The organism is Nocardia sp. NPDC047654 (assembly GCF_043205035.1).
Lineage (GTDB): Bacteria > Actinomycetota > Actinomycetes > Mycobacteriales > Mycobacteriaceae > Nocardia.
Window position 1 is genome coordinate 124,833 of the sequence record NZ_JBIDDF010000008.1, and the last position, 22,941, is coordinate 147,773.

The 22,941-nt window shown below is 66.9% G+C and carries 22 protein-coding genes; 14 read left to right on the forward strand and 8 right to left on the reverse strand.

The genetic code is table 11. The features are described 5' to 3' along the window. Position 1 precedes the first annotated feature (1 nt). A complete protein-coding gene (locus ACGF7Y_RS21630; protein WP_393236340.1) occupies positions 2-469 on the forward strand; it encodes a hypothetical protein in 468 nt (155 codons plus the stop codon). A 39-nt stretch (positions 470-508) separates the two neighbouring features. On the opposite strand, the gene ACGF7Y_RS21635 is transcribed toward ACGF7Y_RS21630, so the two are convergent. Beyond that, complete coding sequence (locus tag ACGF7Y_RS21635; RefSeq protein ID WP_393236342.1) at positions 509-1,738, reverse strand: CaiB/BaiF CoA transferase family protein; 1,230 nt, start codon at positions 1,736-1,738, stop codon at positions 509-511. A 316-nt stretch (positions 1,739-2,054) separates the two neighbouring features. Between ACGF7Y_RS21635 and ACGF7Y_RS21640 the strand changes: the two genes are divergently transcribed. Further along, positions 2,055-2,969 carry an alpha/beta hydrolase gene (locus ACGF7Y_RS21640; protein ID WP_393236344.1) on the forward strand — a complete coding sequence of 305 codons (915 nt, stop codon included), beginning with the start codon at positions 2,055-2,057 and terminating at the stop codon, positions 2,967-2,969. Positions 2,970-3,051: 82 nt separating this feature from the next. On the opposite strand, the gene ACGF7Y_RS21645 is transcribed toward ACGF7Y_RS21640, so the two are convergent. Beyond that, on the reverse strand, positions 3,052-4,200 hold the full coding sequence (locus ACGF7Y_RS21645; protein ID WP_393236346.1) for a lactonase family protein: 1,149 nt from the start codon (positions 4,198-4,200) through the stop codon (positions 3,052-3,054). Positions 4,201-4,225: 25 nt separating this feature from the next. Next, on the reverse strand, positions 4,226-4,519 hold the full coding sequence (locus ACGF7Y_RS21650) for a putative quinol monooxygenase (protein WP_393236348.1): 294 nt from the start codon (positions 4,517-4,519) through the stop codon (positions 4,226-4,228). A 358-nt stretch (positions 4,520-4,877) separates the two neighbouring features. Between ACGF7Y_RS21650 and ACGF7Y_RS21655 the strand changes: the two genes are divergently transcribed. The 9 genes from ACGF7Y_RS21655 to ACGF7Y_RS21695 all read left to right on the forward strand — a co-directional run bounded on the left by ACGF7Y_RS21655 (position 4,878) and on the right by ACGF7Y_RS21695 (position 14,987). Next, on the forward strand, positions 4,878-5,114 hold the full coding sequence (locus tag ACGF7Y_RS21655) for an aldehyde dehydrogenase family protein (RefSeq protein WP_393236486.1): 237 nt from the start codon (positions 4,878-4,880) through the stop codon (positions 5,112-5,114). Positions 5,115-5,353: 239 nt separating this feature from the next. Beyond that, the gene (locus ACGF7Y_RS21660) at positions 5,354-6,907 is read left to right on the forward strand and encodes an aldehyde dehydrogenase family protein (RefSeq protein ID WP_393236350.1); all 1,554 of its coding nucleotides are present in this window, start codon (positions 5,354-5,356) and stop codon (positions 6,905-6,907) included. Positions 6,908-6,977: 70 nt separating this feature from the next. Next, positions 6,978-7,427 (forward strand): VOC family protein, encoded by a 450-nt coding sequence (locus tag ACGF7Y_RS21665; RefSeq protein WP_393236352.1) that lies wholly within the window; start codon positions 6,978-6,980, stop codon positions 7,425-7,427. Next, entirely contained in the window at positions 7,424-8,914 is a 1,491-nt protein-coding gene (locus tag ACGF7Y_RS21670) for an aldehyde dehydrogenase family protein (protein WP_393236354.1), read from the forward strand. Before ACGF7Y_RS21665 ends, ACGF7Y_RS21670 begins: the two co-directional genes overlap by 4 nt. Positions 8,915-8,962: 48 nt before the next feature. Continuing rightward, the gene (locus ACGF7Y_RS21675; protein ID WP_393236356.1) at positions 8,963-9,403 is read left to right on the forward strand and encodes a nuclear transport factor 2 family protein; all 441 of its coding nucleotides are present in this window, start codon (positions 8,963-8,965) and stop codon (positions 9,401-9,403) included. Between the two features lie 871 nt (positions 9,404-10,274). Then, on the forward strand, positions 10,275-10,988 hold the full coding sequence (locus tag ACGF7Y_RS21680) for a GntR family transcriptional regulator (RefSeq protein WP_393236358.1): 714 nt from the start codon (positions 10,275-10,277) through the stop codon (positions 10,986-10,988). Positions 10,989-11,118: 130 nt separating this feature from the next. Continuing rightward, positions 11,119-12,618, forward strand: a complete 1,500-nt coding sequence (locus ACGF7Y_RS21685) for an aldehyde dehydrogenase (protein WP_393236360.1) — start codon at positions 11,119-11,121, stop codon at positions 12,616-12,618. 282 nt (positions 12,619-12,900) lie between these two features. Continuing rightward, the gene (locus tag ACGF7Y_RS21690) at positions 12,901-14,037 is read left to right on the forward strand and encodes a lactonase family protein (RefSeq protein WP_393236362.1); all 1,137 of its coding nucleotides are present in this window, start codon (positions 12,901-12,903) and stop codon (positions 14,035-14,037) included. A 56-nt stretch (positions 14,038-14,093) separates the two neighbouring features. Beyond that, positions 14,094-14,987 carry a CoA ester lyase gene (locus ACGF7Y_RS21695; protein ID WP_195152284.1) on the forward strand — a complete coding sequence of 298 codons (894 nt, stop codon included), beginning with the start codon at positions 14,094-14,096 and terminating at the stop codon, positions 14,985-14,987. A 58-nt stretch (positions 14,988-15,045) separates the two neighbouring features. Here the strand turns inward: ACGF7Y_RS21695 and ACGF7Y_RS21700 are convergent, their stop codons facing one another. From ACGF7Y_RS21700 to ACGF7Y_RS21720, 5 genes are read right to left on the reverse strand one after another with little or no spacing between them, the layout of a single operon-like run. Further along, positions 15,046-15,498, reverse strand: coding sequence for a MaoC family dehydratase (locus ACGF7Y_RS21700; RefSeq protein WP_195152285.1), 453 nt, complete (start codon positions 15,496-15,498; stop codon positions 15,046-15,048). 12 nt (positions 15,499-15,510) lie between these two features. Then, positions 15,511-16,380 (reverse strand): hypothetical protein, encoded by an 870-nt coding sequence (locus ACGF7Y_RS21705; protein WP_393236364.1) that lies wholly within the window; start codon positions 16,378-16,380, stop codon positions 15,511-15,513. Then, on the reverse strand, positions 16,377-17,123 hold the full coding sequence (fabG, locus tag ACGF7Y_RS21710; protein ID WP_393236366.1) for a 3-oxoacyl-ACP reductase FabG: 747 nt from the start codon (positions 17,121-17,123) through the stop codon (positions 16,377-16,379). Before fabG ends, ACGF7Y_RS21705 begins: the two co-directional genes overlap by 4 nt. After that, positions 17,120-18,019 carry an HpcH/HpaI aldolase/citrate lyase family protein gene (locus ACGF7Y_RS21715; RefSeq protein WP_393236368.1) on the reverse strand — a complete coding sequence of 300 codons (900 nt, stop codon included), beginning with the start codon at positions 18,017-18,019 and terminating at the stop codon, positions 17,120-17,122. The genes fabG and ACGF7Y_RS21715 overlap by 4 nt, the downstream gene beginning before the upstream one ends. Then, positions 18,016-19,179 carry an acyl-CoA dehydrogenase family protein gene (locus tag ACGF7Y_RS21720; RefSeq protein ID WP_393236370.1) on the reverse strand — a complete coding sequence of 388 codons (1,164 nt, stop codon included), beginning with the start codon at positions 19,177-19,179 and terminating at the stop codon, positions 18,016-18,018. Before ACGF7Y_RS21720 ends, ACGF7Y_RS21715 begins: the two co-directional genes overlap by 4 nt. Positions 19,180-19,309: 130 nt before the next feature. Between ACGF7Y_RS21720 and ACGF7Y_RS21725 the strand changes: the two genes are divergently transcribed. From ACGF7Y_RS21725 to ACGF7Y_RS21735, 3 genes are read left to right on the forward strand one after another with little or no spacing between them, the layout of a single operon-like run. After that, a complete protein-coding gene (locus ACGF7Y_RS21725; protein WP_067488553.1) occupies positions 19,310-19,771 on the forward strand; it encodes a MaoC family dehydratase in 462 nt (153 codons plus the stop codon). A 37-nt stretch (positions 19,772-19,808) separates the two neighbouring features. Continuing rightward, the gene (locus ACGF7Y_RS21730) at positions 19,809-21,764 is read left to right on the forward strand and encodes an AMP-binding protein (protein ID WP_393236373.1); all 1,956 of its coding nucleotides are present in this window, start codon (positions 19,809-19,811) and stop codon (positions 21,762-21,764) included. 2 nt (positions 21,765-21,766) lie between these two features. Next, entirely contained in the window at positions 21,767-22,936 is a 1,170-nt protein-coding gene (locus tag ACGF7Y_RS21735; protein WP_195152290.1) for an acyl-CoA dehydrogenase family protein, read from the forward strand. Positions 22,937-22,941 lie beyond the last annotated feature (5 nt).

Sequence of the window (22,941 nt, forward strand, 5' to 3'; positions counted from 1 at the left end):
GGTGGAAAACCGAGACAGGGCGTTCCCGGCGGGCATCCTGTTCACCGGTGACCACATCCTGCCGACCATCACACCGTCGGTCGGTTTCGAGCCGGGCAGCCCCGAGGTGCCGCTGCGCGAGTTCTTCGCCTCGCTGGCCAAGGTGCGCGTCCTGCCCGATATGCGGCTGCTGCCCGCGCACGGCCCGATCACCGAGAGCAGTCATGCCCGCATCGACGAGCTGGTGGCCCATCACGATCACCGGCTCGACCTGTGCCTGCGGGCGGTCGCCGACGGGGCGGCTACGACCGCCGAGGTCGCCACGCTGCTCCCGTGGACCAAGCGCCTGCAACGGCTCGACCAGCTCGAACCGTACAACGCCGCGCTCGCGATCGTCGAGACGATGCAACATCTCGACCTGCTCGCGGTGCAGCAGCGCTTGGCCGTGACCGAGCGCGACGGCGTTTCGCGCTGGTCGCTTTCGGCGTGATTCCGGCCAGGGGTCCCGCGCTCGTTCCCTTCCACTCGCTCATCCGGTCACCGGACCGGATCGGGCCTGCAGGGTCTCCGGTGTGTGGGCCGCGCCCGTCGACACCAGGTGCTCGATTTCGTCTTCCCCGAACCCGTACTCGCGCAGGACCTGTACCGAGTTCTCACCGAGTCGCGGTGCGGGGTAACGCAATTCGGGCGTGTCGTCGCTCCACTGTTGTGGGATGCCCAGCGATCGCAGCAGGCCTTCGGTCGGGTGTTCCTCCTCGATGAAGAACCCGACGTCCTTCATGTGCGGATCGTCGAGGAGGGTTTCGGGGGTGTTCATCTCGATGGCGGGGATGTCGGCTTCGGACAGGATCTGCACCCACTCCGCCGTCGTCTTGGTTTCGAGAACTTCGGCGAGGAAGCGGTAGAGCAGGCCGATGTTCTCGGTGCGGCCGCCGATATCGGCGAAGCGCGGGTCGCGCGCCATCTCCGGCTTGCCTGCCAGGGCGAAGAATCGATGCCAGTGCTTGTCGTTGTAGACGTTCACGCCGAGGTAACCGTCGCGGGTCCGGTACGGGCGACGGTCGGAGTTCATCATCCGGGCGTAACCGGAGGTGCCGATCGAGGGGATGAAGGTGTGGCCGTAGAGGTGGTCGCCCATGGCGAACTGGGCGAATGTCTCGAACATCGGGACCTGCACCTCCTGGCCGTATCCCGAGCGTTCGCGGCGGTAGAGAGCCGTGGTGATTGCGTTGGCCGCGGCCATGCCGACGACGCGGTCGGCGATCGCGGTGGCGATGTAGGTGGGTTCACCGGTTTTGCGGCTCTGCAGGACCGGCATGCCGACGGCGGCCTGGATCAGGTCGTCGTAGGCGGGCCGGTCGGCATAGGGGCCGTTCTGGCCGAAACCGAAAGCGCCGCAGTAGATGAGACGTGGATTGCGCTCACGGACCTGCTCGTAGGCCAGGCCCAGGCGCGCCATCGACTTCGGACGCAGGCTGTAGAGCAACACATCCGCCGAGGCCAGCATGCGCTGGAGTGTGGCGTTGCCGTCGGCGGACTTGAGATCGAGCACCACACTGCGCTTGTTGCGGTTGAGGTGCAGGAAGATCGCGCCCATGGCGGGGTTGCGACGTGGACCGACCCCACGGGTGGTGTCCCCGGCCGTCGACTCGATCTTCACCACATCGGCGCCCATGTCGGCCAGCAGCAGGGTCGCGAACGGGCCCATGAAGTTCGAGGTGAGGTCGAGGATGCGCACGCCGTCGAGCGGTCCGGTCATGTTCGTCTCTTTTCGTGATGGGGGAACACGGCCGGGGCAGCTCACCGGCAGCGATCGTGAATCGTGCCGGGAGAACCCGAGGCCCGGTCACCGGCTGTCCTCATCGTAGGCCGGTGGGCAGCTCGAACCCAGTGACATGTTCCGAAGCGGGAATTCGCGAGGATTGAATCGCGGGCGGTCACCCTGCGGCAGAAGTTATTACTGGGATCGTGGGTTCATAGGAAGAATCTTTCCCATTGTCGGCAGGTTATGCCGGAGAGAAGGTTGTTGCATCGGCATGGAGCCGGAACAGATCTCATCGAAAGGATCGTGCCTGATGCGCACAAGCGTCACCTTCCCGAGCAACGGCCTGCGCCTGGCGGGCATCCTGTTCACCCCCGACAACCGCGGCGGCGAGCGCCTGCCCGCCGTGGTGGTCTCGCACCCCGGCGGTGGTGTCAAGGAGCAGACCGCTAGCGTCTACGCGCAGCGTCTGGCCGACAAGGGCTACGCCGCGCTCGTGTTCGACGCCGCCTACCAGGGCGAGAGCGAAGGCGAGCCGCGCTTTCTGGAAGACCCCTTCCAGCGCAGTGAGGACGTCAAGTCCGCGGTTACCTTCCTGACCACCCGCGACGACATCGACTCCGCGCGCATCGGTGCCCTCGGCATCTGCGCTTCCGGCGGTTACGTGCCCTTCGCCGCGCAGACCGATCACCGCATCAAGGCGGTGGCCACCGTCAGCGGTCTCGATATCGGCGACTACCTGAGCAACGGCCTGGGCCGCACCCAGGACCCGTCGGTGCTGCAGGAGATGCTCGACGCCGCCGGTGCGCTGCGGACCGCCGAGGCGCAGGGCGCCGAGCCGAACTACCAGATCTGGGCGCCGCCGAGCGCCGAAGGCCTCGAGGGTGCGCCCGATCTGTACCGGGAGGCGCACGACTACTACCGCACCCCTCGCGGCCAGCACGAGCGCTCGGAGAACAAGTGGCCGTTGCAGAGCATCGACCGCATCGCCCAGTTCGACGCCTACGCCAAGATCGCCATGATCTCCCCGCGTCCGCTGCTGATGATCGTCGGCTCCAAGGCCGATACCGCCTACTTCAGCGAGGAGGCCATCGCCAAGGCCGCCGAGCCGAAGGAGTTGTTCGTGGTCGACGGCGCCAGCCACATCGACCTCTACGACGTGGACCAGTACGTCACCCCCGCCGTGGACAAGCTCGACGAGTTCTTCGGGAAGGGTCTGGCCGGCTGATCTCGGCCGTCGTTTCACCGTTCACATAGACGTCTGCCCCGCACGGGTGATCCTCGTGCGGGGCAGACGTTTCGTGTGTCGGTCAGGAAGTTTTCACCAGGATCGGTCCGTCGCCGAAGATGGTTCGGGTGTCGACCGAGGGCAGTGCCGAGCGGGTCAGGGTGCCGTCGGGGCCGACATCGAAGATGTGGACCTTGGTCGTCACCGTGGCCGGCAGGCAGTCGGCGACGTAGAGGTGGCGCTCGTCGTCGCTGAGTTTCACCAACCCGGGATAGGACCCGGCCGGCGCCCTGTACGGCGAACCGGGCAGCGGCGTCAACGCACCGTCGGGACCGATCGAGAAACCCGCGACCGCACCGCCGGCGACCTCCGGAACGTAGACGAAGCGTCCGTCGGAGGTGACCTCGGCCGCGTGCGGCATCCCGCCGGTGGCATACGGCGAGCCGGGAGTGGGTGTCAGGCGTCCGTCGTCACCGATCGCGAAACCCGAGACACTGCTGCCCTGCTCATTGCTCACGTAGACGAACCGGCCATCGGGCGTGTAGCCCGGATTGACCGGGAGAGGACCGCCGGGCACGGGATCACCGAGCGAGGTGAGTTCGCCCTCCGCACCGATCCGGTAGCTATGGATCGCGGCGTCGGCGGCGCTGGTGAAGCGCAGATATCGGCCGTTCGGATCGACCGTGACCATGGGGAAGACGGCGAACCCGGTGACCGTGGTCTCGCGCAGGAAGGTGAGCGCACCAGTGGGGGAGACCGCGAAGGTGCTGATCCGGCCCGGTACGCCGCCCGCGCCGATGAACAGGAATCTCCCATCGGGTGTCAGGATCGAGGTGACCACCGGGCCCCCGCTGAACGCGACCTCGCCACCCGGAATCGGATGGGCCGCGCCGTTGCGGTCGATGTGGTATCCGGTCACGCGCTGGGCGCCCACCTGCGTGACATAGACGGTGCGGCTGTCGGGAGCCGCGGCCACTGACAGGACACCGGGGCCCGCGCTGAACGGTGAGCCCCCGACAGGGGACAGGCCACCGTCGTCGGCGATCCGCAGGACCGCCACATCGCCGGTCGCGGTGCCGCCCATCAGCAGGAACTGAGCGTTGTGGCTGGGAGCTGCTGCGGCGACGCCCGCTGCCCAGCCGGCACCGAGGAGAACGGCCGCGAACGCGGCGGCCGGTTTCTGGAGCAGGGCGGCGCGACGGCGTGCCCTTCTTCGTACGAATGTCGTCATCGACTACCTACCCCTCGCCGTCGTGTCAGACGCCGAGGAAATCGTGGTAGCGGAAGGTGATGTCGCCGTCGAGCATCTCGAGCAGTTCGGCGATGACGCCGGACTCGTCGCGCCAGGCGAGGTAGGCCTCGAAATCCGCCCGGGTGTCCCACTTCTCGACGAACAGGATGCGGGCCGGTTCGTCCTGGTCGCGCGCGACCTCGACGCTGATGTTGCCCGCGAAGCTGCGGGTGCCGGGAAGGTTCTTGACGAACCACTCCCGCAGATCGTCGAAGCGCCCGACCTTGGCGGCCATGTCGATCGTCACCTGAATAGCCATGGAAATGCAGACTCCTGTCGGCGGGAAAAGGAATGTTCGGCGGAAACTCCGGCAGCGAACGGAACGACCGTAACGCACATCACATTCCAAGCCAATTGGCAAATCGGAAAGTGGTGATTCGACCAGCGTGAAGTACCTGGATATCTGGGTTCGGGGTGGGTGAAGCGGTGTTTCGGAAAACGTCAATTGAATAGCCCGTAGTGCTCGATATGATCGAAGTCACTCATCGGAAACGTGTTTCCGGAGTTTTTCATCGCAGCGCGGCAGCGGCCATCTCGTCGATGGCGCAGTGCATTCGGCGCTTTCATTCGGCGGGAGTTGACATGGTGGTTCGGCCGGACAACACGCGAGTCTGTTCATCGGCGGTGCGTGGGTCGCTCCGGAGACCGGGAGCACCTTCGAAGTCGCCTCGCCGTTCACGGAGCAGCCGATCGGCCGGGTGGTGGCAGGCTCGCGCGCGGACATGGGCCGGGCAGTCCGAGCCGCTCGCGCGGCGTTCGACACCGGCCCGTGGCCGCGCATGAGCCTGACCGATCCGCACCCGCGCCGATGGCTGTGCCGCGCAGCTACCGGATCGCACCGGACGGCCGGCTGACGCAGGAATCGGCGCAGCCGCACCGGACTGGTGTTCTCCGCTGCCTCCGTGCTCGTTGCTGGGAGATAGCAGAAATGCATCGAATCGACTGTCCAGAAACTTGGACACCCGCGTGTCGCTGATCTCTCTACTGTTGATTTCGAGGCCGGGACGAGTCGAAAACCGATATCCCGCCGCATGATCCGTTCCTGAATTCCCCGCGCCGAAATTCCGGCGAACCACACAAGCAGAGGTGAGAAATGACTGCCACTCTTCCCGAAACTCCGGCTGTCGATCGTGACGGAGTTCCGCATTACCGGCTGTTCATCGACGGCCGGTGGGTCGACACCGACTCCGCCATTCCGGTGATCAACCCGGCCACCGAAGAGGTCGTGGTCACCGTGGCCCAGGCCGATCCGAGCCACGTCGACGCCGCGGTGGCGGCCGCCAAGCGGACCCACGATTCTGGGGTCTGGCGCAACACCCCGCCCGCCGAGCGTGCCGCGGTGCTCGATCGGGTGATCGCCGCACTGAGCGGCAAGATGGACGAGCTGGCCGTGCTCAGCGCCAAGGAGACCGGGATGCCGCTGCGGCTGGCCGGTGCCATCGGCGTCGGCTTCCCGCTGATGCACCTGGGCCACTACGCGGAGCTGACCCGCACCTATGCGTGGGAGCGGTCGGGACCGGTTGCCGGACAAGTGCTTTCGGCGAGCTTCATTCGCAAGGAGCCGGTCGGTGTGTGCGCGGGAATCGTCCCGTGGAACTTCCCGGCGGTCATCGCCGTGTGGAAGTCGATCCCGGCACTGGCCGCGGGCAACACCGTTGTCCTCAAGACCGACGAGAAGACCCCGATCTTCGCCCTCGAGCTGGCCCAGCTGCTGAAGGAGGCCGGACTGCCCGACGGCGCGCTCAACGTCATCGTCGGTGACGGCCCGACTGTCGGTGGCCACTTGGTGAAGCACCCCGATGTGCGGCTGGTGTCGTTCACCGGCTCCACTACCACCGGCCGTCAGGTGATGGCCGACGCCGCGGGCACCGTCAAGCGGGTGCTGCTCGAACTGGGTGGCAAGGGCCCGAACATCGTGCTCGACGACGCCGATCTGACTGCGGCCGTGGACGGTTCGATTTACGCCTTCCTGCTGCACGCCGGCCAGGCGTGTGAATCCGGCACCCGGCTGCTGCTGCCCGCCTCGATCCACGACGAGTTCGTCGCCCGTCTGGTCGAGCGGCTGAAGACGCTGAAGATCGGCAGCCCGCTCGACCCGGCCACCGACATCGGCGCGGTGATGAACAAGACCCAGCACGAGCGGATCCTGAGCTACATCGAGAAGGGCAAGGCCGAGGGCGCGACCGTCGTCGTCGGTGGCGGTGTGCCGACCGGTGCGGGCTTCGACAAGGGCTACTGGGTGGAGCCGACGGTGTTCACCGGCGTCACCAACGATATGACCATCGCTCGCGAGGAGATCTTCGGGCCTGTGTTGTCGGTGCTCAAGTACGACTCGGAGGAGGAAGCGATCAAGATCGCCAACGACACCGAGTACGGTTTGGCCGCTGCCGTGTGGAGCCGCGACAACCAGCGCGCGCTCGAGGTTGCCCGCCAGATCGAGGCCGGCTCGGTGTGGATCAACGACTACCACAACATCTCTCAGTACCTGCCCTTCGGCGGATTCAAGCAGTCCGGCACCGGTCGTGAGCTCGGGCCCGACGCGCTCGACGAGTTCACCCAGGACAAGGGCATCACCATCGATCTGTCCGGTGATGTCAGCCGTCGCGCCTACGGCCTGGTGCTCGGCACCCCGCCCTCGGCCGAGTAGCACGTTTCCGCAGAACCTACGCGTGCCCGGAAGACCCGGCTCGTATTCGAAAGATCCAACGGGAAATCTCATGATCAAAGGTCAGTTCACCAATTTCAAGCTGATCGTTCGCGATCTCGACCGCTCGCTTGCGTTCTACGAGCTGTTCGATCAGAAGGTCGGCGCGCTGCTCGAATTCGTGGATCCGGAACTCACCGAGGTGATGCTGGAGAACTCCGAAGGCGTGCGCACCCTGGTTCTGCTCAACGGTGATCTGCTGCCGGCGCCTGCCCCGGTCCCCGGGTACGCGCCGCTGGTGCTGGTCGTGGACGACGTCAACGCGGCGGCTGCGGAGATCAAGGCCGCCGGATACGAAATGAGGGTCGAGCCAACCGATTTCGGTCCGGTGACCCTGGCCATGGTGGCCGACCCGGACGGCTACCTGGTCGAGTTGGTCTCCGGTGACCCGAACGCGGTGCAGAGTCCGCCGCCGGGCACCAAGATCCCGCACCCGGTTCCCTACATCCACGATCACGCATGAGCACGGTCGTGACAGTGGAAGCGGTGGTGCGGTCCGCATTCGGTTCCGGCGTCGGGCGCCTGCTCATCGACGGTGAGTGGGTGCCCGCCGCAGCGGGCTCGATGTTCGAGGTGATCGATCCGGGCACCGAAGAAGTAGTCGGTCGGGTCGCCGAGGCGGCAGGCGCTGATGTCGATGCCGCGGTCGCCGCGGCGCGGCGCGCTTTCGACGAGGAACGGTGGCTGCGTTTGTCGTCGGCGCAGCGCGGTGTGGTGCTGTGGCGGGTGGCCGATCTGCTCGAGGCGAAGTCCGAGGAGATGGCGCGGCTGGAGAGCCTCGACGTCGGTATGCCGGTCTCCCAGGCGAAACTGATGGTGGCCGAGGCGATCAACCAGTTCCGCTACTACGCCGGCTGGGCGGACAAGATCCAGGGCACCACCGTCGACATCGGGACCGGCGAACGTCGGTTACAGGGCTCCACCTACCGCGAACCGGTGGGTGTCGTGGCGATGATCGTGCCGTGGAACGCACCGTTGATCGCCATGTCGATGAAGCTGGCGCCCGCGCTGGCGGCCGGGTGCACGTGTGTGCTCAAGCCGTCTGAGGAAGCCCCGCTCTCCGCGCTCGCCCTCGGCCGGATACTGCTCGGGGCAGGCGTTCCGGCCGGTGTCGTCAACATCGTCACCGGTTTCGGGGCGACGGGCGCGGCGATGGCCGAGCATCCCGGCGTCGACAAGATCAGCTTCACCGGCTCCACCGAAGTGGGTCGCAAGATCGTCGCGGCGGCCACCGGCAACCTGAAAAGGGTGTCGCTGGAACTGGGCGGCAAGTCGCCGGTGATCGTGCTTCCCGATGCCGACATCGCCGCCGCCGCGGCGGGGATCGCGATCGGCGTGTTCTGGAACTCGGGCCAGATCTGCACCTCCGGGACGCGGTTGTTCGCGCACACCGACATCTACGACGAGCTGGTCGAGGGAATCGCCGAGCAGGGCCGGACCATGAAGGTGGGCTACGGAACCGATCCGGACGCGCTACTCGGCCCGCTGATCTCCCAGCGTCAGCTCGACCGCGTCGCCGGGTACGTCGAAGGTGGCAGGGCGGCGGGCGCGAAGGTCGTCAGCGGCGGCGAGCGCATGGACGGACGGGGCTTCTACTACGCGCCGACTGTCGTCGCCGACGCGACACCGGACATGCAGATCGTCCGCGAGGAAATCTTCGGTCCGGTGATCGCGGCCATGTCGTTCACTGATCTCGACGCCGCCATCGCCTCGGCCAACGACACCGAATACGGGCTGGCGGGCAGTGTCTGGACGCGCGATGTCGCACTGGCCCATCGCGTCGCCCGCCGGCTGCGCGGTGGTCGCATCGGCGTGAACATCCACCGTGCCGGTGGCGTCCAGATGCCGGTCGGCGGCTTCAAACAGTCCGGATGGGGCCGGGAGAACGGTCCCGATGCGCTCGAGGAGTACCTGGAGACCAAATCGGTCGTCACACTGCTCGACCGCTGATTCGAACGAAGCACCTTCGATCCCGACTCTGGAAAGTTCGAACAAACTATGGCAAATCTCAGTGACGGCCTGGAGCAGAAGATCCAGTGGGTCGTCGACCTCGAGCAGATCAAGATACTGATGGCGAAGTACTGTCACGGAATCGATCAGAAGGACGAGCAGACCTTCATGAGCATCTGGTCCGCCGACGCCGACTACCTGCTTCCTCGCGGTGAGGGGCACGGCACCGACGGAATACGGGAATTGGTGCGCAAGGTGTGGCGGGAAGTTCCGCAGTGCCATCACCACATCACCAATCCGGTGATCGACATCCAGGGTGACACCGCGACAGCGGCCACCGATGTCTTCTACTTCCGTCTCACCACCGATGACACCCGGGTACTGCTCTCGGGGACATACGCTTTCGAGTTTGTCAAGCGCGAAGGGCAGTGGCAGACGCGAAGCCTGAAATTCGCGAGCTTCGTCGCGGACAGCCCGGTCTTCGCGTAGCGCGGACTGCATACGGCCCCCGAAGAGACCCTGCGACGGCTGTCGCAGGGTCCCACACCACCACCCCGGTCGGGATGAGGCCCTCGGCGGGGCGGAGAGCTTCGACGAAGCCGGCGAGCGCGGTGAACTCGCCGGACGCTGTGGCGGGAACGAGGACGGTTGCGCCGGTTTCGCCCAGCAGCGCAAGCGCACTCGGGCCGACGCGTCGCCGCAGCTCCGAATACAGCCGCGCCACCACGGGTTCGGCCAGGCTGCACGGAGCGTCGTGTGGTCTGTCGCGCCGTGCGGGCACAAGGACGGTCATGATCGCGTAGGCGTCGGCGACGCCTATCCGGTCGCATTGTCCGAGCACTTTCGACGAATCGCAGTGCGGCGGCGATTTCCTGCGCTGCTTCGACGCTGCCGTGCGTCGGGTGGCCCGCGTGTCCGGAGACGCGCGCGACGATCCCGGTGGCCACGCGCACCGTCCGCAGCACCTGCCCGGAGCCTGCGGCGAGGGGACATCGCGGGCGCGGCGTCGACGACCAGTTCGATGGCTCCGATGACGATCGACAACGTGGTGTCGAGATCTACGCCCAACCGGATGCACGTGCTCACGGCGCGTTCCAGACCTGCCACCGCCTCGGCGTCGTCGCTGAGCTTGCCGGTCGAGGCGATAGATCGGGAGGCCAGGACGAGTAGCTGTTCACGCACCTCGCCGGAAGCGCTGTGTGGTCACTGCGGAGTCGACCATCCGGGTGATTGTCTGGTTCACCTCGGGAACTCTCGTCCTGCGTTCTTCGGCCCGGCACGCTGGAGCTTGCCGCGTGTTCCCCCAGGTGAGGGTCACATATGAGGCATAATGTATGAACAGGCGACCGAAAGGACCCCGATGGAAACCACCCTGCAGCGTTTGCCGCGCAGTGCGAACAAGCAGCGTCATCAACTGTCGGAGGACGTCGCGACCTACGTTCGTGAACTGATCATCTCGGGCCGGGTGCGGCCCGGTGAGTTCCTGCGGATCGAACCGATCGCCGAGGCCGTCGGTGTCAGCAACACTCCGGTGCGCGAAGGTCTGCTACTGCTCAGCGGCGAAGGCTTCGTCGAACTGGTGCCGCGGCGCGGATTCATGGTGTCGGAGTTCAGCAAACAGGATGTGCGCGACCTGTTCTGGGCGCAGGCGACGATGGCCGGTGAACTGGCGAGCCGGGCCGCGAAGTCGATCTCCGCACGCGAACTCGATCATCTCGCGGGCGTCGTCGAAGCGCACGCGCGGGCGGCGGAGAACGGATCCTTTGAGGCGCTCGTCGCCTACGGTCACGAGTTCCATCGCTCGATCAACCTGGCGGCGGACTCACGCCGGTTGGCCATGCTGCTGGCAACCGTCGTCAAGCAGCTGCCGAATCGCTTCTACATCACTATCGAGGGGCGCGGTGAGGACACGTTGCGTGATCACCCGCTGATCCTCGAAGCGTTGCAGAAGCGTCGCCCCGAGGCCGCCGATACCCTGATGCGCGAACACATCATGTCCGGTGCCGACGAGTTGATCGCCATGTTGGAGAAGCAGGGTCTGTGGGCCGAGTCGGCCCGCAGATCCACGGCCTGACCCGTCGGCCGGATTCGACCCGGCGGCCTTCCTCGCCAGCGTTGTTACTGATCAAGGCGTGATGCTTCGATACGTAATATAGTATATATTTCTCAACGTTAGATGTGTCACAGCGGTGAGAGGACTTTCCATGACCAGGTCGGCTGTGGCAGGCGTGCTACCTGCGCATCCCGAGGCGTCCTATATCGACGGCAGGTGGGTTCCGGTGTCGTCCTCGGAGACCTTCGAGATCCTCGATTGCACCACCGAGGAGGTCGTCACCGCCGTCGGCGCGGCGACCGTCGAGGACGTGGACGCCGCGGTGACGGCCGCGCGCAAGGCCTTCGACACCGGTCCGTGGCCGCTGATGTCGCCGACCGAGCGCGCCGGCTACCTGCGTGCGATCGCCGCCGAACTGACCAGGCGGGGCGACGATTTCGCCCGGCTCTGGTCCATCGAATCGGGCATCGTGTACTCGCTGGCCAAGACCCGTCTTCCGCTGTTCCTGTCGGGCGCGTTCAACGCCTATGCCGATCTGGCCGAGACGTTCGCGTTCCGGGAGCCGCACACACCCGCGGCCGGCGGCGCCGGTCTGCTGGTGCGCGAACCGGTCGGTGTCGTCGCGGCGATCGTGCCCTGGAACGGCCCCGCCGGCCTGATGGCCTACAAGTGCGCGCCGGCTCTGCTCGCCGGTTGCTCGATCGTGCTGAAGCCACCGCAGGAGGCGCCGACCTCGGCGTACCTGTTCGCCGAGATCTGCGACCAGGTGGGGCTGCCGCCGGGGGTGGTCAACGTGGTGACCGCCGACCGGCAGGTGTCGGAAACGCTGGTGCGCCACCCCGGCATCGATAAGGTCACCTTCACCGGATCCACGGTGGCGGGCCGCACGATCGGCGCGATCTGTGCCGACCGGATGGCGCGCTGCACCCTCGAACTCGGCGGCAAGTCGCCCGCTCTCGTGCTCGACGACTACGACATCGGCACGGCGGCGAAGGTGCTCGCCGGTGGCATCAGCTACCTGGCCGGGCAGGTGTGTCACAGCCTGACGCGCGTCATCGTTTCCGAGAAGCGTCACGACGAACTCGCCGACGCGCTCGGCGCGGCGATGAGCGTGATCCGGGTGGGAGACCCGTTCGACGAGAGCGTGGCCATGGGGCCGCTCGCGTCCGCCCGCCAACGGGAGCGCGTCGAAAGCTACATCGCCGCAGGGAAATCCGGCGGCGCGCGCCTGGTGACCGGTGGTGCCCGACCGGCCGGGCTCGAGCGCGGCTTCTTCGTCGAGCCGACGGTTTTCGCCGGTGTCGACAACCGATCGGTGATCGCGACCGAGGAGATCTTCGGTCCGGTCCTGGCCGTCATCGCGGCGAAGGACGAGGACGACGCCATCGCGCTGGCCAACGACAACCCGTACGGCCTCAACGCCTCGGTCTTCACCAACGACACCGACCGCGCCTACCGCGTGGCACGCAAGCTGCGGACCGGCACGGTCGGGCAGAATGGTCCGCGCACCGACTTCTCGATCGCTTTCGGTGGTTTCAAGCTGTCCGGCGTCGGTCGCGAAGGTGGTTCGGAAGGTTTGCTGTCCTTCCTGGAAACCAAAACGCTGGTACTCGAGAACGAGCCGGCCGATATCTCCGGCCTCGGCAACTGATCCTGCTCAGGTGCACCCTGCACTGACATTTCACCGGAAAATGCCTCGTCGACTTCGGTCGGCGGGGCCTTTTGCGTTGTTCGGCGGATCTGGAAATTGTGCTGCCCGAAAATTCTGTGCTGTCCAAATTCTTGGACATTGCGTGCACGGGAATCTGCCTAGCGTCTATCGGGAAAAGGGCGGCATACGGACAATGTCGTCCGATTCGTTCCTGGCGCAGATCGCGCGTGTCTATTCGATCGGGGAGCAGCGGTGCTCGTCGGTCGGTCGGAGGTTGCACACATGTTCTCTACCCAGCGTTTTCGTTCCCGGCGCGCTGCCGCGGGTCTCGCTGTGACGCTCGCACTCGCCTCGGGAGGCTGGCTGGATTCCTCGGTCGCCCTGGCGGATCCGGGTGCGAGGTTTCTGGTGATCAGCGGTGCGGCATCATCGAATATCAGTGTGCTCGGCCTCGACGACGCGGGCAGGTTGTCGACAGTGCCTGGCTCACCCTTTCCGTCCGGGACCGGTTCGCTGGCGGTGACGGTCACGCCGGATGGCCGCAACGTCTACTCGGTCAACACGGTGTCGGGCACCGTGAACGGGTTCCGCCTCGGCAGCGACGGCGTTCTCACCTCGATTCCCGAGGCATATCTCGAGCTCGGCGGTCCAGGCGTCGGAGCCGTGGTCGCGCCCGATGGAAAGAGGCTGTTCGTGACGAGCGGTTCGGTGACGAACGAAATCCGCACCTATTCGGTCACCGCCACCGGGGGGCTGGTGTTCACCGGTGCGGTTCAGGTGCCCGGGGTGAGTGCGCTCAGTCAGCTCTCGATCGCGCCGGACGGCCGTTTCGTGTTCGCCGTCGGATGGCTGGAGGCCACGGCCTTCAGTTTCGCCGTAGGGGCCGATGGTGTGCTGACCCTCGTCGATTCCGTCGCTGCGGGTCTGATGTCGACCCTGCCCGGTGTGACGCCGGACGGCCGGTTCATGTATGTCAGTAATGAAGCCAGCGGTGACATCTCCGGCTATGCGATCGGTGCCGACGGGAAACTGAGCCCCGTGCCGGGGTCGCCGTTCCGTACCGGGCTGATGCCGTTGCCGCACGGTGCGGTTTTCACCGCCGACAGTCGCCGGATGTACATCGCCGAGGCGATGGCGGGCCGGATCAGTGGGTTCCAGATCGCGGAGAACGGGTCGCTGAGCCCGCTGCCCGGATCGCCGTACCCGGCGTCGGCGGGCACCTTGCCGGGCCGCGTGGTGGTCGACTCGGAATCGCAGCGGGTTTTCCTCATCGACACTCTGACCGTCGGCATCACCGCGCGCGTGCATACGTATGCGATGGCGTCCGACGGGCGGCTGACATCGACGGGGGAGCAGTCCGTCGACACGGGGCTGATCTTCGCCGACGGCGCCAACGCGGTACTGGCGGTGCAGCGATGATATTACATATATTATATTGAGTAGACTCGCACAGCAGCTGCCAAGGGAGGCACACGATGAAACCGTACCGCTCGATGCTCTTCGTCCCCGGTCACAAGGGTTCCTGGGCCGACAAGGGCGTCGCCTCCGGTGCTGACGCGCTGATCCTCGACCTCGAGGATTCGGTGCCCGCTGCGGACAAGGTCGAGGCGCGCGGCACTGTCGCGGCCACGATCGACCGTCTCACGGCCGAAGGCGTGCGCCCCGACCTGTGGGTGCGGGCCAACCCGGAGGTGAGCGGGCTGCTCGGCGGTGACCTGGAAGCCGTCGTGCGACCGGGGCTGGCCGGGCTGTTCCTGGCGAAGGTGTTCACGGCCGACGAGATCGTGCGCCTGGACGCGGTGCTGAGCCACATCGAGCAGCGTGAGGGCATCGAAGTCGGGACGGTGCAGCTGATCGTGTCCTTCGAGACCGCGGTGTCGATGGCGCACTGCGAGGAGATCGCGGGCGCGAGCCCCCGGGTGGCCTCCCTGCTCGGTGCCACCGGTCCCAATGCCGACGTCGGTCGCGAACTCGGCTTCGAGTTCACCCCCGCCGGGCTCGAGACGCTGTATCTGCGCAGCCGGATCATCCTGGCCGCGCGGGCGAACGGGCTGCACCACCCGGTCACCGGTGTGTGGCAGGACATCAAGGACCTCGACGGCGCCCGGCGCTTCTGCCTCGACAACCGTCAGCTGGGTTACCGCGGCCTGGTGGCCATCCACCCGTCGCACGTCGCGATCGCCAACGAGGTGTTCTCACCGTCGCCGGAGACCGTCGACTACTGCCGGCGCATGATCGCGGCGTTCAACGAGGCGGAGGCCGCAGGTAGCGCGGCCGTCGACTTCGAAGGCCAGCACATCGATCTCGCGCACGTGAAGACGGCGGAGGGCGTGATCGCCTTGGCCGACGCGGTATCGGCCAACGTGTAGTAGCGACGATAAGAGAAGGGGGTGGCCGCGGCCACCCCCTTCTCTTATCGTCAGGCGATCAGTCGACGATCAGCAGGACCGTCTCGGCCACGCAGGCGGGTTTGACCGCGCCGCCGTCGAGCACGTACTTCGCCGTCACCGAGGCCCCGGCAGGCGTATCGGTGACATCGGTGATCGTCACGGTTGCCCGCAGCCGCGACCCGGCGGGCAACGGCGCGGGGAAGCGAACCTTGTTGACGCCGTAGTTCACCCGGGCCGAGCCGAATCGGAAATCGAGCAGCTCCGGCCGGAAATGCGAGATCAGCGACAGCGTGAGATACCCGTGGGCGATGGTGGTGCCGTACGGTCCGGCGGCGGCCCGCTCGGGGTCGACGTGAATCCACTGCTCGTCATCGGTGATCTCGGCGAACGCCGAGATGCGCGCCTGGTCGACCAGATACGGTTCGCTCGGGCCGATGGGCTCACCCACGGCGGAGCGGACCTCGTCGAGGGTGGTGAATACGCGGGGCACGGTCTCTCCTGCTCAATCGGTGGTGACGTCGACGGTGGCGTTCGGTCCGGCGGATGCGCCACCGGGACCGAACAATTCGAGTGCCACCCCGTCGGGCATCGCGGTGGCGAGCAAGCGTGCGGGCTGCCCACAGAACAGCGGCGCCCGGCCGCGGTGGCGCAGCTCCCGCACCGGCGCCCCGCCCATCAGGCGGTGGATCTCGGCCAGTGCGATGGCCTGCAACGGGCCGTGGACGACCAGCCCCGGGTATCCCTCCACACCGGTGGCATAGGGCCAGTCGTAGTGGATGCGGTGCGCGTTGGCGGTGGCCGCGGAGAACCGCGCCAGCAGTGACGGATCGGTCCGCAGCTCCCAGGCGTTGTCCGCCGTGCGGTGCAGGGGAGTGCGCGGCAGGGTGTCCTCGGCCGAAGGCGGTTGCGCTGGCTGTTCCGGCGCGGGTGCGGCCTCCCGGTAGATCAGGTGCTGTGTTTCCTCGACGGCGAGCTGGTCGGTATCGGTGAACAAACGAATCCGTACGTCGACCACGACCAGTGCGCCGGATCGGCCGTTCTTCTCGGTCGCCGAGACCACCTCGGCCTCGCGCCGCACCGTCGATCCGACGAGAAGCGGTGCGTGCAGCAGGATCTCACCGCCGGCGAACATGCGTCGCGGCAGTTCGACCGGTGGCAGGAACGAGCCGCGTCGAGGGTGCCCGTCGGGCCCGAGCACGCCGGAGGCGGCCCATCGCGGCAGCGCCACCCAGTGCCACAGTGGTGGCAGCGGATCGCCGGGGCCAGGGGCGGGCAGGCCGTCGTCGAGCAGCGCGGCCAACGCGGCCACCGGCGCGGGATCGAGGAGTTCGGTGGTGCTTTCCGTATGCGGTTGCCAGGTGGACGCGGTCACATGAACCGCCCGCCGGTCACCTCGAGCACCGTTCCCGTCATGTACGAGGACATGTCGGAGGCGAGAAACAGGGCGACCGTGGCGATCTCGTCGATCTCACCGGCGCGGCCGAGCGGGATCTCGGCCATCTTCTGATCCCACACCTTCTGCGGCATGGCTTCGGTCATGGCGGTGCGGATCAGGCCGGGCTGGATGGCGTTGACCCGCACGCCCAGGTGCGCGAGCTCTTTCGCTGCGGCCTTCGACAGGCCGACGATGCCTGCCTTGGCCGCGGAGTAGTTGGTCTGGCCGGGCAGGCCGATCTTGCCCGAGAGCGAGGACATGTTGACGATGGCGCCGCTGCCGCGTTCCCGCATCACCGCACCTGCCAGCCGGGTGCCGTTCCAGGTGCCCTTGAGGTGGACGGCGATGACCTGGTCGAACTGGTCCTCGGTCATCTTGCGCATGGTCGCGTCACGGGTGATGCCCGCGTTGTTGACCATCACGTCGACGGGGGAGAAGGATTCGGCGGCGGCGTCGATCAGGGCTTGGACGTCGTCGGCGACGGTGACATCGCACCGCACCCCACGGGCGACGGTCGCGCCGCCCAGTTTGTCGGCGGCGGCCTGCGCGGCGGCACCGTCGATGTCACCGATGACGACGCGCGCGCCCTCGGCGACGAATCGTTCGGCGATGGCGTAGCCGATGCCCTGGGCGGCGCCGGTGATGACGGCGGTCTTGTCGGCCAGAAGTGGTCCGGTCATGGCTGTTCCTCACTGTCGGTGGTGGCGTCGAGCTGCGCCAGGATGCGCCGGGCACGGTCGAGCACGGGCTTGTCGACCATGGCACCGTCGACCACGGCGACCCCGGAGGTATCGGTGATCGCGGCGAAGATCTTTCGTGCCCAGGCCTGTTCGTCCTCGGTGGGGCGAAACGCTGTGGCTACCGGGACGAGCTGACGGGGGTGGATGCAGAGTTTGCCGGTGAAGCCGAGTCGCTTGCCGTAGCGGGCGTCGTCCTCGACCAGGCCGGCATCATCGACGGCGCCGGTGACACCGTCGATCGGGCCGGGCAGGCCCGCGGCGGCAGAAGCGAGGACCAGTGCGTGCCGCGTACCGGCGAGCGCTTCGCGATCGGTGGGGTCGACACCGAGTTCGGCGGCGAGGTCGAAGGTGCCGACCGCGAGCCGCTCCACACCCGGCGTGGCCGCGATAGCCGTGGAATGCAATACCCCTGCAGCGGTTTCGATCAATGCGAGCAGCGGGTGTCGGCTGCCGCCGGCTTTCGGGCGATAGGGACTGCTCGCTCGTGCATCGGTGAGGGTAGCTACGACACCATCGAGAACCTCGATATCGGCCTTCGGCAGCACAATCGCGCAGCGCAGCGGTGTGAGGGCCGCGAGATCCTCCGCGTGCCATACGGTTGCGGCCGCATTGATGCGCACGGCGCATTCGTTGCCCGCCTCGATCCAGGCGACGGCGTTTTCGCGGGCGGCGTCCTTGGCATCGGGCGCCACCGCGTCCTCGAGATCGAGCACGACCAGACCCGGATTCGCCGCGGCGGCTTTGGCGAAGCGTTCGGGACGGTCGGCCGGCACGAACAGCAGGGTCGACGCGACGCGGACCCGGGTGGCGAGATCGGTCGCGATCTTCGTGCTCACGCGCGCTTCTTCGCTTCGCGCACGAGCCCGCCACCGATGATCAGGCGCTGGATCTCGCTGGTGCCCTCGTACAGGCGCAGCAGGCGCACGTCGCGGTAGATGTGTTCGACCGTCACCTCACGCATGTACCCGCTGCCACCGTGGATCTGCACCGCGTTGTCGGCGACACGGCCGACCATCTCCGTGCAGAACAACTTGGCCACCGAAGGGGAAATGCGGCGGTCCTCGCCGGAGACGTACTTGGCGGCGGCGTCGCGCACGAGCGCGCGGCCGGCCATCACCCCGGTCTGCATGTCGGCGATCATCGCCTGGACCAGCTGAAAATCACCGATGGGCGTACCACCCTGGGTGACGGTGGCGGCGTAGGCCACCGATTCGTCGAGCGCGCGCTGGGCGGTACCGACGGCGAGCGCGGCGATGTGCACGCGACCACGCGAGAGCGAGGCCATCGCGGCCTTGTATCCGACGTTCTCCGAGCCGCCGACCAAGGCGTCGGCGGGGACACGGACATCGGTGAACGTGACGTCGGCGGTCCAGGCACCTTCCTGGCCCATCTTCGCGTCCTTGGGTCCGACGATGACGCCCGGTGTAGCGGCGGGCACCAGGAACACCGCGATACCGGGTCCGTCGGGGCCGGGCTCGGCGGTGCGGGCGAAGGTGACGAACAGATCCGCGAGCGGGGCATTGGTGATGAACCGCTTCTGGCCGTCGATCACCCAGTCGTCGCCGTCACGGCGAGCACGGGTGCGCAGACCGGCGGGATTGGATCCCGCGCCGGGTTCGGTGAGCGCGAAGGAGGCCAGCACCTCGCCCGAGGCGATCCGCTCGAGCCACTGCTTCTTCTGTTCGTCGGTGCCGTAGTTGACCAGCACCTGGCCGGCGATGCCGTTGTTGGTGCCGAACAGCGACCGCAGTGACAGCGAGGTGTAGCCGAACTCCATGGCCAGCTCGACATCCTGGGTGAGGTCGACGCCGAGACCGCCCCATTGCTGCGGGATGGCGTACCCGAACAGGCCCATCTCGGCAGCTGCCTGTCGGATGTCGTCAGGAATCGCGTTGGTCTCCAGGATCTCCTGCTCGCGCGGGACCACCTTGGTACGGATGAACGTACGGACGTGAGCCAGGATCGGCTCGAAGTCCTCGGCACTGAGTTCGGACACTCTCGGCTCCTCCGGGGTTGAGGCTGATACTGGATATAATATACGATGATATAATATATGATAAGTCGAACGGTGAGGTAGCATGCGTTCGGCGCCGTCTAGTACATAATATATTTGGAGAGGATGCGACATGGCTGGCCTGTATTTCGAGGAGTTCGAGCCGGGAATGGTCATCGACCACCCCACCCGCCGCACGGTCACCGAGGCCGACAACACGCTGTTCAGTGTGATGACGTTGAATCTGGCCCCGCTGCACCTGGACGCCGAGTACAGCAAGAACTCCATCTACGGGCAGCGCCTGGTGAACAGTCTGTTCATCCTCGGCCTGGTCTCGGGTATCACCGTGCCGGAGACCACGCAAGGCACCACCCTGGGCAACCTGGGCTTCGAGCAGATCAAGTTTCCCAAGCCGGTGTTCCACGGCGACACCATCCACGTGCAGACCAAGATCGAGAACAAGCGGGAATCCAAGAGCCGCAACGACTCCGGCATCGTAACCTTCCGTCACCTCGGTATCAACCAGCGCGACGAGGTGGTCTGTGACGCCCTGCGCGTCGGCCTGATGATGAAGCGTCCGGCCGAGCAGGCCTGATCCGGCCACGACGAACCAGCAACGAGGAGGACACGTCATGGTGGACGTTCAGCCTGCCGAGCAGCCGGCCTGGGTGCCCGGCGCACAGATCCGTGAGCGCAGCCGACTGCTCGCGGCGATGCGCTCCTGGGGATTTGGTGACGACGCCGCGGCGGTCGCCGAACTCAACGAGCGAGCCATCGCCGAGCCCGAATGGTTCTGGCGGGCCGCGACGACCGACCTGGGCGTGAACTTCTCGGTCCCGTTCGACCGCGTCGTCGACGACTCGGCCGGCAAACCGTTCCCCCGATGGTTCACCGGCGGTGGCGTCAACATCGCGCGGCTGGCCGCGCACCGGCACGCGCGAGGCCCCGCCGCCGATCGGCTCGCGGTGGTCTACGAGGGCGACGAGGGCGAGCGGCGCACGCTGACCTTCGCCGAACTCGACGCGCAGGTGCGGCGTTTCGCCGCCAACCTCACCCAGCTGGGTGTGCGGCGCGGTGACCGGGTGGTGCTGTTCATGCCGGTGGTGCCCGAGGCCGCGGTGGCCTTCCTCGCGATCGCGATGATCGGGGCCGTGTCGGTGCCCACCTTCAGCGGCTACGCACCGGACGCGCTCGCCACCCGCCTGCAGGATTCCGAAGCGGTGCTGCTGGTGACCGCCGACGGGACGACGCGGCGCGGTAAGCGGGTCGAGCTGAAGGCGACCGCCGACGCGGCGCTGGAGTCGGCGCCCACCGTGGCCAAGGTCGTGGTCATCCGGCAGCTGGGCACCGAGGTGCCGATGCGCGAGGGCCGCGACGTGTACTACGACGAGCTCGACGCCGATCCGGCCCCGGTGCCGACCGCCGACACCGAGTCCAACGACCCGCTGACCATCGTCTACACCTCGGGCACCACCGGTCGCCCCAAGGGCATCGTGCACTCCCACGGTGGTTTCGCGGTGAAGACGGCGGTCGACTTCGGTTATGGCTTCGACGTGCACGAGGGCGATGTCGTCTCCTGGATCACCGACCTCGGCTGGCTCGTCGGCCCCATGCTGATGACCGGTCCGCTGCAGTTGGGCGCGACGATCGTGATGATCGAGGGTCTGCCGACGCACCCCACCGCGCACCGGATGTGGGAGATCATCGAACGCAACGGTGTCACCGTCGCCGGTATCGCGCCCACCGCGGCGCGTGCGCTGAAGGCGGCGGGTGAGGCCGTCACCCACGCGATGCCGAGCCTGCGCACCTTCGTGTCCACCGGCGAGGCCTGGGACGAACCCACCTGGTGGTGGCTGTTCCAGGAGGTCGGCGGCGGTACCCGGCCCATCGTCAACTACAGCGGCGGCACCGAGGTCGGCGGCGGCATCCTCATCGGGTACCCGTTCCTGCCCGCCGCCCCGGCCGCCTTCACCGGCGCACTGCCCGGCGTCGACGCCGCGGTGTTCGGCGAGGACGGCACCCCGGTCGTCGGTGAGATCGGGGAACTGGTGGTACGCAACACCTTCCCCGGCATGACCCATGCCTTCTGGCAGGACCGCGAGCGCTACCTCGAGACCTATTGGAACCAGTGGGACGGTGTGTGGGTGCACGGCGACCTGGCCAGCATCGACGACCAGGGCATGTGGCGCATCCACGGCCGATCCGACGACACCATCAAACTGTCGGGTCGCCGGGTCGGTCCCGCGGAGATCGAGGCGGCGCTGCTGCGCGACAACCGGATCGCCGAGGTCGCCGTGATCGGCGTGCCCGACGAACTGCGCGGCCAGCGCGCGGTCGCGTTCGCCGTGCTGCGGTCCACCGGCCGGACACCGGAAGACCTGCAGGACACCGCGATCGGCAATGCCGGACGCTCGTTCGCCCCCTCGGTCGTCGTCGTGGAGAGCCTGCCCAAGACCAAGAACGGAAAAATCATGCGCCGGGCCATTCGGTCCCGGTATCTCGGGGCACCGACCGGAGACATGTCCTCCCTCGACCCAGCCACCCCACTCGAAGCGATCCCCGTGTCCGCGGGCGACGAACAGGAGTAGCAATGACTGCCGCTACAGCGACCGACGACAACGTCGAAGTCGTCCGACAGGCCACGCGCGAGCTCGCGCGCAAGTTCGACAACAACTACTGGCTCGACAAGGACAACAAGCACGAATACCCCTGGGACTTCGTGAAAGCCTTCGCCGCGGGCGGCTGGCTGGGCGCGATGATCCCCGAGGAGTACGGCGGCATCGGCCTGGGCCTGAAAGAGGCCGCGGTCATGCTCGGCGAGATCTCGGCCTCCGGCGCCGGGATGAGCGGTGGTTCGGCGATCCACTTCTATGTCTTCCCGCCCGCCCCGGTCGTGAAGTACGGCTCGGAGGCGATGAAGCGCGAGTACCTGCCCAAGCTGGCCTCCGGTGAGATGCTGATGGCCTTCGGCGTCACCGAACCCACTGCGGGCGTGGACACTTCGCGCATCAAGACCAAGGCGACCAAGGTCGACGGCGGCTGGGTGATCAACGGGCAGAAGGTGTTCATCACCAACGCCCAGAACGCGCACAAGATTCTGCTGCTGGCTCGTACCTCGCCGCGGCGTGAGGACAAGCCACTGTGGGGCATGTCGCTGTTCCTGGCCGACATGGACCGCTCCAAGATCACCGTGCGCGAGATCGACAAGCTGGGCCGTGCCGCGATCGACACCAACGAACTGTTCATCGACAACCTCGAGGTGTCCGACGACCGGCTCGTCGGTGAGGTCGACAAGGGTTTCTACTACCTGCTCGACGGCCTGAACCCCGAACGCATCGTGGTCGGCATGGAAGGCGTGGGCCTGGGTCGCGCCGCGCTCGAGATCGGCGCCGAATACGCGAAGAACCGCGTGGTGTTCGATCGTCCGATCGGTCAGAACCAGGCTGTGGCGCATCCGCTGGCCGATTCGTGGATCCGCCTGGAAGCCGCCGAGGGCATGATCATGCGTGCCGCGGAACTGTTCGACGCGGGTCTGCCGTGTGGTCCCGAGGCGGCCGCGGCCAAGTACCTCGGTGCTGAAGCCGGTTTCGAGGCGTGTGATCGTGCGTTCTCCACACTCGGCGGGTACGCCTATGCGAAGGAGTACCACATCGAGCGGCTGTGGCGGGAGGTGCGTCTGCTGCGTAATGCGCCGTTCTCCCAGGAGATGGTGCGCAACTACATCTCCCAGCAGGTGCTCGGCCTACCGCGTTCCTACTAGAAGGG